Annotated in this window: 10 protein-coding genes; 8 read left to right on the top strand and 2 right to left on the bottom strand. The window is 46.4% G+C overall.

Annotated elements, in window-relative coordinates; genetic code table 11:
- Window positions 1–135: 135 nt before the first annotated feature.
- Together ybgF and Q7P67_RS06420 are read right to left on the bottom strand one after the other, a co-directional pair.
- On the bottom strand, window positions 136–912 hold the full coding sequence (ybgF, locus tag Q7P67_RS06425; RefSeq protein ID WP_303851119.1) for a tol-pal system protein YbgF: 777 nt from the start codon (window positions 910–912) through the stop codon (window positions 136–138).
- Between the two features lie 14 nt (window positions 913–926).
- Window positions 927–1,817, bottom strand: a complete 891-nt coding sequence (locus Q7P67_RS06420; RefSeq protein WP_303851118.1) for a chemotaxis protein CheV — start codon at window positions 1,815–1,817, stop codon at window positions 927–929.
- A gap of 460 nt (window positions 1,818–2,277) precedes the next feature.
- Here Q7P67_RS06420 and Q7P67_RS06415 point away from each other — a divergent pair, with 460 nt between their 5' ends.
- The 8 genes from Q7P67_RS06415 (at window position 2,278) to fliG (ending at window position 11,823) form a co-directional block, all read left to right on the top strand.
- Entirely contained in the window at window positions 2,278–4,893 is a 2,616-nt protein-coding gene (locus Q7P67_RS06415; RefSeq protein WP_303851117.1) for a tol-pal system YbgF family protein, read from the top strand.
- Window positions 4,869–5,996, top strand: coding sequence for a nitrogen regulation protein NR(II) (locus tag Q7P67_RS06410; protein ID WP_303851116.1), 1,128 nt, complete (start codon window positions 4,869–4,871; stop codon window positions 5,994–5,996). The genes Q7P67_RS06415 and Q7P67_RS06410 overlap by 25 nt, the downstream gene beginning before the upstream one ends.
- Window positions 5,997–6,011: 15 nt before the next feature.
- Window positions 6,012–7,439: a sigma-54 dependent transcriptional regulator gene (locus Q7P67_RS06405; protein WP_303851115.1), complete on the top strand. Its 1,428-nt coding sequence runs from the start codon at window positions 6,012–6,014 to the stop codon at window positions 7,437–7,439.
- Window positions 7,440–7,596: 157 nt separating this feature from the next.
- Window positions 7,597–8,004 carry a flagellar basal body rod protein FlgB gene (flgB, locus tag Q7P67_RS06400; protein WP_303851114.1) on the top strand — a complete coding sequence of 136 codons (408 nt, stop codon included), beginning with the start codon at window positions 7,597–7,599 and terminating at the stop codon, window positions 8,002–8,004.
- Window positions 8,005–8,018: 14 nt separating this feature from the next.
- Window positions 8,019–8,423, top strand: a complete 405-nt coding sequence (flgC, locus tag Q7P67_RS06395) for a flagellar basal body rod protein FlgC (protein ID WP_303851113.1) — start codon at window positions 8,019–8,021, stop codon at window positions 8,421–8,423.
- Window positions 8,424–8,519: 96 nt separating this feature from the next.
- Window positions 8,520–8,825, top strand: a complete 306-nt coding sequence (fliE, locus tag Q7P67_RS06390; protein ID WP_303851112.1) for a flagellar hook-basal body complex protein FliE — start codon at window positions 8,520–8,522, stop codon at window positions 8,823–8,825.
- Window positions 8,826–9,150: 325 nt separating this feature from the next.
- Window positions 9,151–10,818, top strand: a complete 1,668-nt coding sequence (gene fliF, locus Q7P67_RS06385; RefSeq protein WP_303851111.1) for a flagellar basal-body MS-ring/collar protein FliF — start codon at window positions 9,151–9,153, stop codon at window positions 10,816–10,818.
- A gap of 6 nt (window positions 10,819–10,824) precedes the next feature.
- Window positions 10,825–11,823, top strand: coding sequence for a flagellar motor switch protein FliG (fliG, locus tag Q7P67_RS06380; protein ID WP_303851110.1), 999 nt, complete (start codon window positions 10,825–10,827; stop codon window positions 11,821–11,823).
- Window positions 11,824–11,834: the final 11 nt, after the last annotated feature.

The raw sequence follows: 11,834 nt of genomic DNA, 5'->3' as shown, positions 1-11,834 counted from the left end.
ATGAAAAAATAATCAACAAAAGTAATAGGGAATAATCACATTAATGACTATTTAATGTGCAGTATTTTATATGAGGACGAAAAAAAAGGCACTCTTTTCAGAGTGCCTTAAATGATTTATGGATTTTTTAAAGCTCTATTTCCACTGTGCAAGTTTTTGTTTTGCAAGTCTTGCCGCATCCGAATCCGGATAGTCCGCAACGAGTTTTTGCAGTGTGGATATGCTGTTGTCCTTGTCGGAAAGGCTTCCGTAGCAGTATGCCAGTTTAAGCATGGCATCCGGCACCTTGTTTCCGTTGGGGTATTCGTCCAGCAGCTCTTTAAATTTAGCGGCTGCGCCGTTAAAATCCTTCATGCCGTAGCGGATTTCACCTACCCAGTACATTGCGTTGTCGGAACGTTCATCTGCGGGATATTTTTTAAGGAATTCATTGAATTTCGCTTCGCTTTCAGGGTATTTCCCGTTTCTGTACAGCTCATATGCGTATGTATAAAGGCTCATCTTGTCCTGCATGTTGTCTTCGATAATGATGACATCGGAGGAACTTTTGACAGGTGCCGCAACGGAAGGCTCCGAGTCCATCGGAGAGGGCAGGGGAGCGCCCTTGGCAGTGGTTGTTGTGCCTTTTTCAAGTGCGGTGACACGGTCTTTCAGGTCGATGATATCTGTGTTCATCACAGTCATCTCTTCACGAAGCTGTGCCAGTGCGTCTGAGTTTTTATTGATGTTTTCGGAGTTTATCCTGATGTTTTTGTCAAGATCTTGAATTTTGATCTGCATGTCGCCCATTGTGGACTGAATGCCGAGCATTTCATCCTTGATGTTGTTCATGCTTTTCTGGATAAGCAGTTCGTCGTTTCCGCAAGCGGAAAGCGCCAGTCCGGCAAGAATAACTACGGCGGCCTTTTTCATTACTCCTCCTTTCATTATAACAGGAAAGCGTCTACTTTCTGTACAAGTATATCTGTGTCGGGCTTGCCAATAAAAAGATTTGCGCCGACTCCCAGCACCTTTCTTTCGTTTTCTTCGGAAGCCAGAGAGGAGAAAACGATTACGGGTATTGTTTTTGTCGCTTCCATCCCGCGGATGGTCTTAACAACGAATGCGCCGTCGGTGACGGGCATTTCAAGGTCGGTTATCACCAGATCAGGTGTTTGTTTCATAAGCTGGTCAAGCAGCAGCTTTCCGTTTTCAAAAGCAAAAACGGTGTAGCCGGCCTGTTCAAGGTGCGAAGCGAGGAATCTTCTTATAACGGATGAATCCTCGGCAAGAAACACCACTTTCCCCTGACGCTGTTCTGATTTTGAATAATCAATGTTAACGTCTTTAAGGGCTGTGTCGGGGTTCAGTTCCAGAACTATCTTTTCAAAGTCAAGAAGCTGTATAAGGTTTCCGCCTATGTCGATAACGCCGAGAACCGTTTCCACAAGGCTGAAATCCGTCATGGAAGAATAGTCTTTTATATCCGCCCATGTAATTCTGTGTATGCGTACAACTTCATCCACAACAAAACCGTTGTATTCGTGGTTGAAGAAAGTGACGATTATTTTTTTGTCGGCATAGTCGTTTTCATATTTGAGTCCCAGCCACTGGGCAAGATCGATGATAGGGATGAGCTTTTGTCTGATATTAGCGGTTCCCACAACGGACGGATGTGCATCAGGAACGCGTACTATCTGGGGAAATCTTATTACTTCCCTGACCTTTGCAACGTTTATGCAGAAATGGTGCTCTTTGTTGTCCGTGCGTATGATAAATTCGACGATTTCAAACTCATTGGTACCCGTTTCAAGAAGTATGCCGTGATCTAATGCCATATACGACCTCTCATATTGTAATATGCTAGCATGATTATTCATTACTTTCAATCTTTTTACTGTTTCGCTGCCGATATGCGTCGCATGATGTCGTCAGTTCTTCCTTAGAACTGCTCACATATTTTTTATATGCTCGCAGCTCCTTTGTAAGCCCTTCCTTATCCTGCTCGCATCTCGGCAGCGAAAGCTATCTTTTGTCGCATGATGTCGTCAGTTCTTCCTTAGAACTGCTCACATACATTCCTTACGCCCGCAGTCCTGTGTAAATCCTTCCTCATCCTGCTCGCATCTCGGCAGCGAAAGCTATCTTTTGCCGCATGATGTCGTCAGTTCTTCCTTAGAACTGCTCACATACATTCCTTATGCCCGCAGTCCTGTGTAAATCCTTCCTCATCCTGCTCATCTCACAGATATCGTTCTTGCACTTGCCCTCTTTTGCTCTATGATGTAGTATTAAAAAATGCGAAAACTGTTCGGGATATTTCTTATTTCATTATTGTGCGCAAATGCGTGGGCTGCGGGGATTTATCTGCGCAGCAAAGGGCATTTCAGCGAGCTTGTCATCACCGGTATTGCGGACAAAGTGATGTCTGTAAGCAAGGGCAGCGACATGCTTGCCGTTGAATCGTCCGTGGTTCTTTCCGGTATAGACGGAACACGTATAAAAGACCCCTTCATCCGCTCCATAGCGGTAAACGGGCGTATACTCACAATTTCACTTTTCCCCGGCAACGATTATACGGTTAACACCAGAGGAAAGGATTTCAGGCTGGTTGTTGCCAAGAAAAAACAGACGGAAACCATCAAGACCGGATACGGGATAGAAAAACCCATAGCAACGAAAGACATGCTTCAGATTGAAAACACCAAGCTGGATACGGTTCTTTCCAGAATAGACGGACTGATGGCATCCAAAAACTATACCGAGGCGATGAATCTTGCCGAAAGCGTGGTTAAATCGCAGCCGGACGGCTATTACAAACAGGAAGCCTATTTCCGTCAGGGACTTATTTATCTGTATACCGGCAAGGAAAATTATAATAATTATGTATTCGCATCACAGGTTTTCGATAATTTTCTGAAACAATATCCTGATTCTTTCCGCAAAAAGGACGCCATGATAAAATCTGCCGAGGCGAAAGAATCGGCTCAGTTGTACAACGAAGCGATTTTTGCATACAATAATGTAATCAAAACCCTGCGCGCACCGGATGTTATAAAGACAGCCTACGAGCGGATAGCGGATATATACACCGAAATGGGCAAGTATAAGGACGCCATCGAAACCCGCAGGGAACTGGTCAGCAATTTCAAATCAGAGGCGGGACGCCAGAGCGCGCAGATAGGTATGCTGCAGGCAAAGATGAAGGATTATGATCTTGCATACTCCTCTTTTCTCACGGTTATGAACAGCGGAGCGGATCTTGAAAAGCTGGGACCGGAAGTTCTTTATACCATGGCGGAAGTATTTGAAAATAAATCCCAGCCGGAGACGGCGCGGGGGCTTTACGAAAAGGTCTATTCAAGATTCCCATCAAGCCGCGAGGCGGATATGGCGGCATACAGATCTGCAATGCTGCTGAAAACCACAAATCCGCAGATAATGGATGCGCGTCTTGAATACTGTTCTAAAACATTCGGCAAGAAGAAAGGCGGTATGCTCTGTTCCGTTGCCTATGCCGCAAGGCACCTTGCTAAAAAAACGTCTGATCAGTGGGCGGACTACCTTAAAGTTCCGCTTGCCTCGCAGGATATAGACCTGCGTTCCGAGGCGGAAATACTTATCATACGTTCTCTTTTCAGAGAGGGACAGTATGATGCTGCGGACAGGAAGGTTGCCGAGTTCATAAAACGCAACTACACATCCGACCACCTTCAGGAGATATACAATATCCGTCAGCGCATCCTGCTTACCAAGGCTAAGGACGCTTATCAGAAATCGAATTATGCACAGGCTAAAACCATAACCGACGGTATTCTTAAAGAATATCCAGATACTCCTTATAAGAAAGAGGCTCTTGAGATATTGCAGGATATCAGCTTCGGAAACATCAGAGACCTGTTCAAAGCCGGAAAATATAAAGATACGGTTGATAGGCTGAACAAATATCTGGCGGAAAATCCGGATCTTGTCAACCCTTCCAAATGGCTTGCCATGCTGGAAGAGGCGAAATACAACTATACGAAACAGGTATACGCAGCAAAAAACTATAACGGAACCATAACCGTCGCGGGTGAATATCTTGTGTCATTCCCCAACGGAAAGCACAAAGATAGTGTGCGCAAAATGCTTGAATCCGCAATTTCAGCCGTTATAACAGACAGCTACAGAAAACAGGCATATATTCAGCTTGTGGGCACATATGACAAAAACCAGACGACGATACTCACGAGCCGCAATCCTGATTTTAGAGACAGAATGAACAGTTATGCCGCATTTGCGCTTTATAAACTTGGAATGTCGGCGAAAGCGGAGAAGATACTCGACCGTAACAAAAACGGTAAAAACCCGTACTATGTGCTGACGTCACTCATGCTCGGACGTGCTGTACCGAATGCGAATCCGAATATATTTTCCACAGGTATGATGGACTATCTTGTTCAGGAGCTTGAGAAAAAAAATCCCGACCTCCTGCTGCACCTGCTGTCAAAGTATACTAAAGACCCTGCATATGCCGCGAAAGAGACATACGATATCAGTAAGGGCGTTTTTGACGATATAAAACGTGAAAAGATGCTTTTTGACCTCTATATGAAGGTTGATTCCGACCCGAAAGCACGTTTCAAAGGCTATGATGAAATATATCTTGATACAGGAATATCGTTCTTTAAGAGGAATAATTTTGACAGCGCTGTTAAGGTTCTTGAGCAGTTTAAGCTGATACATACACCCCGTGATGACAAACGTGCCGAGGGATTGTATTATCTTGGAAAGGCTTATCAGAAAATGGGCAAAGCGGATCAGAGCAGGAATGCTTATATGGAGCTGATGGAAACTGTGCCCAAATCCGTTTATGCGTCTGCGGCTAAGTCAGAACTGGAGGACACTAAGTGGCGGAACTCCCTGAAAAACTAGATAAATCAGGTGAAATGGAGATGCTCGCTCAGGCGTTTGCCGCCTTCAGCGAGGCTTCGGCAAAACTGGAGCAGAAATATTCCATAATAGAAGAGGAAGCAAAGAAGCTGCGGGAAGAGGTTGAAGAGAAAAACCTTCAGCTTTCAAAACTCAGCAGTCTGCTGGAGTCTGTGCTGAATAACTCAAACAGTTGTGTGCTCGCTGCTGACGACAGTGGTGTTATTCTTGTGAAAAACCCTGTGGCAGAATGCTTTATAACAGAACTTGGAACTGATGCTTTTACTTCAATGCTGAATATGCACAGGGAATCAGGAGTTTTTGATCACGAAGAGGATGGGAGAACTTTCCGCATCTCTGTGGGGCGGCTGGAAAACCTTGAACAGAAGGGCTATGTATACGTTATAGACGATGTTACACATATTAAGCAGCTTGAAACCGAGAGGCAGAGGGATGAAAAACTTGTTCTGATGGGGGAAATGGCAGCGAATATTGCCCATGAGATACGCAATCCGCTGGGCAGCATAGAGCTTTTCGCATCTCTTCTGGAGCGTGATCTGAAAAACGATGAATCCGGCACCAAGCTCACCCGCTCCATAGTTAAAGGAGTGCGGACCATAAACTCGATAATATCCAATATCCTGTTGTTCACCAAAGAAATAAAGCTGGAACCGCAAAACAGGTTCGTAGCCGATATCGTGGACGATGTGGTACTATATCTGCAACATCTTATGAAAGAAAAGAATATCAGATTTATAAACAGGATAAATGAAGAACACGTTGTCCGCTGCGATACCGAGCTTTGCAAACAGGTGGTGATGAACATTGTTCATAATGCCATTGAGGCTGTGCCGGAAGGCGGTATGATAGTCATAGAATCGTTCAGTGAACCAGAAAGGTCCGGCTTCACTGTAACGGACAACGGAAGCGGCATAAGCGAATCAATGCGTAAAAAACTGTTCATTCCGTTCCAGACCACAAAGGCGAAAGGAACAGGGCTTGGACTGGCTATCGTTTATAAAATTTTGAAGGCGCACAGCGGACAGATTTCCGTTGAAAGCGACGGAGCGACCCACACCAAGTTTATTGTGGAATTTCCCGTTTAAAGATAAGGGGTTGGTATGGATCTTTCATCTAAGAGATTACTGATTGTTGACGACGACGACAACATGCGCGAGGCTATGATAGAGACTGTCCGGCGTATGGGTGTTTCCGTGGATCATGCCTGCGACGGTCAGGAGGGCTTTGAAAAGGCTTCAAGAACGCCGTACGATCTTATAATCAGCGACATGCGGATGCCAGTTGTTGACGGGATGGGGATGCTGAATCTCATGATGAGTTCGGGGATAACGTCACCCGTATGTTTCGTGACTGCCTTCGGAACGGTGAACAACGCGGTGGACGCCCTTAAAATGGGCGCATTTGACTATATACTGAAACCGTTCGCTCCGGAGGTTATAGAGGAACTGGTGCGCAGGGTGCTGGAGCTTGAAGACGTTGCTCCATCGTCCAAACGGAAAAAGAATACGGCAATATTCCGCAGTGCCTTCATGGCACAGCTCTTTTCCCTTGCACGCGACGTAGCCGCCAGCGAGGCGACAGTGCTTATCACAGGGGAATCGGGTACAGGTAAGGAAGTTTTTGCCAGATACATACACGAAAATTCAAACAGGAAGAATGGTGCGTTTGTCGCTGTAAACTGCGCTGCTCTGCCGGATAATCTCATAGAATCAGAGCTTTTCGGTTATGAAAAGGGCGCGTTCACCGGAGCGGTGAACCGCAAGCCGGGCAAGTTTGAGCTTGCCGACGGCGGCACAATCCTGCTTGACGAACTTGGCGAGATACCGCTTCATCTGCAAGCTAAACTTCTTCGCGTATTACAGGAAAAAGAGATTGAGAGGCTTGGCGGCACGAAACCCGTTCGCATCAATGTGCGGATACTTGCCACGACCAACCGCGACCTGAAAAAAGAGGTTGAGGGCGGGAATTTCCGCGAAGATCTGTATTACCGTCTGAACGTCATATCCATAGAGCTTCCACCCCTGCGCGACCGCAAGGACGATATTCTGGAGCTTGTTTCATTTTTTATAGAAAAATACTGTCAGATAAACGGAAAAAATCTTTGCAGACTTGGGGAGGACGCCAGAAACGCTCTCCTTGCATACGACTGGCCTGGCAATGTCCGCGAACTGGAACACACGATTGAACGTGCCGTGGTTCTCTGCCGCGACGATATGATAAACGAAAAAAACCTTTTCCTGCATGGCATTACCATAAATCAGTTTCTGCTTGATAAGCAGGAGATTTCAGTCGCTTCCGGCGATGTGCAGCCGCAGGAAACAGCGGCGGTTGCAGTTCAGGAAAGGGTGACAGGGATGACGCTTGGCGGCACCATTGCCGATATGGAGCGGGAGCTTATCCTGAATACGCTTAAACAAACCGACGGTAACCGTACACGCGCGGCGGAGATGCTCGGCATCACTGTCCGCACCCTGAGAAACAAACTGAACGAATACCGCGAAATGGGCATCGACGTTTCAGGCGACTGAAAATAAATGTTTATCGTGTAAACATAAATTTGTCCGCAGGTTTTTTGCGTGCTGACCGTTCGGCATAATTCATGAAATCTTTAATAAAAATCCATATTTTCTGCATTTTTTATTAATTCAGGCACAAATATTGCTTGCTATGATGCAGGAGGAAAAAATGGACGGTTTATTCAGCAGAATGGGAATCGACAAACTTGGATACGCGCTTACAACGGCGTCTGTCCGCAACGATGTTATCTCTCAAAACATTGCTAATGTTGATACTCCCGGATATAAGGCGAAAGACCTGAAATTTTACGATGTTATGAACGAGTATCTGGGCGAAGGGAAAAAATTACCACTCGCAAGAACAGATGCGAAACATCTTCCTCCGGCAGAAATGGTTTCAGATCCGCAATCTTTCGTTTATGACCAGAATAACCCATCTGTCCGCAACGACGGAAACGATGTTAACGAGGACTACGAAATGAGCCAGATGGCCGAGAACAGCATTCGTTATCAGATGCTTTCGCAGCTGACAGCGGGTAAGTTCACTAAACTGAAAGAGATACTCCAGAGCAAGTAGGGTAAGAGGCAGACATGAGCTATTTTGACATAATGGGCGTAGCCGCCACCGGAATGAGCGCACAGCGGATAAGAATTTCCGCTATTTCGTCTAACCTCGCAAATGCGCAGACAACAAAAACTGCGGAAGGCGGACCATATAAACGCAAGGATGTTATCTTTCAGACGATTATGGATGGGGAGAACAGCGGCGGTGTCAAGGTTGACAGGGTTGTTCCCGATGAGAAGCCGCCCCTCCTGAAATATGAACCGGAGCACCCGGATGCCAACGAGGAAGGATATGTGGCATATCCCAACATAAACCCCATTGAGGAGATGGTGAATATGCTGGAGGCGTCCAGAAGCTATGAAGCGAACACAACAGTGCTTAACACGGCGAAACAGCTTGCCCTGAGAGCGCTTGAAATAGGAAAGGCTTAACATACGTCTGAAATCGCAGGAAGTTATTTCCTGATTTGATAAAAAGGTTGTAAAACAAGGGTCATGTATATTATATTATAGGAGCAGGGGTCAGGTATGTCCGAAATAAATAAAATGAATTTTTTACTGCCCAACAAGCTGGAGACAACCACCTCCTCTCAGTCTGCCAAGACTGACGACAAAGTGGATTTCTCTGCTATGCTCAAAGATGCCCTTAAAGACGTTAACGACGCTCAGCTTACGGCTGACGACGCCGTTCAGAAAGTGCTGAGCGGAGAGAATAAAGACATACATTCCACCATGATAGCCCTGCAAAAGGCTGATGTTTCTCTTAAAATGATGCTTGAAGTGCGTAACAAGATAATGGACGCATATCAGGAAATAATGAGGACTCAGGTCTGATTTTTTCTTTTATCTGATGTTGTTTTAAGGATAGCTATAGGCGCAGGAAGCGCCTCACGGATCATAAATTTTTGTTGTTCACGGCAAAAATTATGTGTAGTGTGAGCGCAGCAATCGGTTTATCCGATGCGGAGCGTTACCTTAAAATGACAGGACGTCATTTTAAGGATAGCTAGGCGCAGGAAGCGCCTCACGGATCATAAATTTTTGTTGTTCACGGCAAAAATTATGTGTAGTGTGAGCGCAGCAATCGGTTTATCCGATGCGGAGCGTTGCCTTAAAATGACAGGACGTCATTTTAAGGATAGCTTAATTGTGAGGGTGTATGGCTCTTGGGGACATAGTTTCCCAGTTTCAGGAAACTTTTAAAAAACTTACTCTTCTTCAGAAAGTATCTGTTGCCGCTGCTGTTGCGGCCGTTGTTATTTCTGTCATCGTAATCGTCTATTGGGCGAACCGTCCAGTTTACAAAATGCTTTTTGCCGGACTCACACAGGAGGACGCGGCGTCTGTAATCGAAAAACTCAAAGGCGAAAAAATTCCTTATAAACTGGAAGATAACGGCGGAAAGATAACCGTTCCTGAGCAGTATGTCTATGAAACGAGGCTTAATCTCGCAAAAGAGGGCATACCTACCGGAGGCGGCGCCGGTCTTGAGCTTTTTGACAAGTCTTCATTCGGCATGACTGAGTTCATGCAGAACATAAACTATCAGCGTGCCCTTCAGGGGGAACTTGCCAGGACAATCTCATCCATTAAAGAGGTTGCGGAGGCCAGGGTGCATCTCACCCTGCCAAAAGACAGACTGTTTATTTCAGACGAAGAGGAGGCAAAGGCCTCCGTTGTTTTGCGTCTCAGAAACGGTGAAAACATCGGACGCGAAGAGGTTAAGGCGATTGCCGCTCTGGTTTCCGGTGCTGTTAAGGGGCTTAAAAAAGAGAACGTGCAGATTGTCGACACGTCGGGAAGGCTTTTAAGCGAGTTTCTGACAGACGATGCGGAACCTCTGATGCTCACCCAGACACAGCTTGAGTACCAGCGCAAGGTGGAAAAGGATCTTGAAAACAAGGTTAACGAGATACTCGGAAGCACTCTCGGACAGGGAAGCGCCGTTGCAAAAGTTACGGCTGACATAGACTTCGCAAAGCGCGATGTCACCAAAGAGGAATATGACCCTAACCCCGTGCTTCGCTCTCAGCAGTCCCTTGAGATTAACAGCACAAACAGTCCGCAGACACCGGAAGGCGTACCAGGCGTGCAAAGCAATCTTGCGGAGCCGGACATAACTCCGGCAGGACAGAATCAGGAATACAACAAGAGCGAGGAGACACAGAACTTTGAAGTGGGCAAGACTGTAACGGTCGAGCAGAAGCCCTATGGAACTATAAAAAGAATAACTGTTGCTGTTGTTGTTGACGACAAAAAAGAGCCGGGAAAAGACAAGGACGGAAACGATATTCTTGTTGGTAAACCGAGAACGCAGGCGGAGATACAATCGATCAAAAATCTTGTGTCCATGGCTGTCGGTTTCAACGCCGACCGCAAGGATCAGGTTGAGGTGACGAATATCTCTTTTGACACCACAGCGAAAGATCAGGAGAACACCGAACTTAAAAGGGAGAAAACAATGGAACTTGTCACCATGCTTTCAAAATACGCCCTTGCGGTGGTCATTGTGCTTCTGTTTTATTTCCTTGTTGTCCGCAGGATACTTAAAAAGATGGACAAACCTGTCACCGTTCACGAGGACGGTTCAATTACATACGGTGATCTCGGACGCGATGACGTCGGGCTTGACCTCAATATGAACGAGAGATACCCCAAGTCGCTTGAAGAGCTTGAAAAAGAGATTGAAAACGAGCTGAACGAAGGCGCTCCGCTTGATGTGGAGACTGTGAAGTCCAAAGTCATGCTCAAGAAGATAGAGGAATTTGCATCGGAAGACCCCGAAGCAATGGCAAACCTTGTGAAAACCCTTTTGAAAGGAGACTAACGGCTTATGCTGTCTGAAGAAGGACTCAAGCGGGCAGCCGCTATCATGATTGCACTCGGCGAAGAAGTTATTGCGCCCGTTATGGCACATCTGGACGAAGATGAGGTTGCCGAGCTTTCAAAGGAAATTGCCACAACAAGAGTGGTTTCTCCGGAAAAAATGGACGAGTACATCGAAGACTTCTACAATATGATGCTCGCCAAAAAATTCATTGCAAAAGGTGGTCTGGAATATGCGAAGAGTGTTCTTGTAAAATCACTGGGACCTGAACGCGCCAGAAAGATCATCGACAGACTTACAAAAATGCTGGAGCAGTCATCGGGATTCGACTTCCTTGCGAAGATAGACCCGAAACAGCTTGCAAAATTCATACAGACAGAGCACCCTCAGACGATTGCGCTTATCCTTGCGCACCTTGACCCTTCACAGGCTGCGGAGTCTCTGGCACAGCTTCCCGAAGAGATGAAAGCGGACATAACCCTGCGTATCTCCAATTTGCAGGATATTTCGCCTTCGGTCGTTAAAACACTTGCGCGTGTTCTTGAGGAGAGGTTCGAATCGCTGTCCTCCTATAACGTTGAGGTCGGCGGTGTCAAATCCGTTGCGGAGATATTCAACCGTATGGACAGAACCACGAGCAAGAACACTCTGGAAAAACTGGAGAAGGAAAGCCCCGAACTTGTCGCAGCAATCAGGGATATGATGTTCGTTTTCGAAGACATCAAGGCTCTCAACGACGTTGCCCTTCAGGAGATACTGAAAAAAGCCGACAAAAAAGCCCTCACCATGGCTCTCAAAGGAACCGACGAGGAGATGCAGGAGCGTTTCTTCCGGAATATGTCCAAGCGTGCAGTTGAGACCATGAAAGAGGAGATGGAATACATGGGACCCGTTAAGCTGAAAGAGGTGGAAAAGGCTCAGCACGAGATTGTTTCCATCGTCCGCGAGCTTGAGGAAGAGGGAATCGTCAGCATCGGCGGAGGCGACGAAGAGCAGTACGTTTAACAGCGGGTGTG

The sequence above is a fragment of the Seleniivibrio woodruffii genome (genome assembly GCF_029267515.1).
Classification (GTDB): domain Bacteria; phylum Chrysiogenota; class Deferribacteres; order Deferribacterales; family Geovibrionaceae; genus Seleniivibrio; species Seleniivibrio woodruffii_A.
The sequence above is the reverse complement of the archived record's forward strand: the minus strand, read 5'-3'. Positions and strand labels throughout refer to the sequence as shown.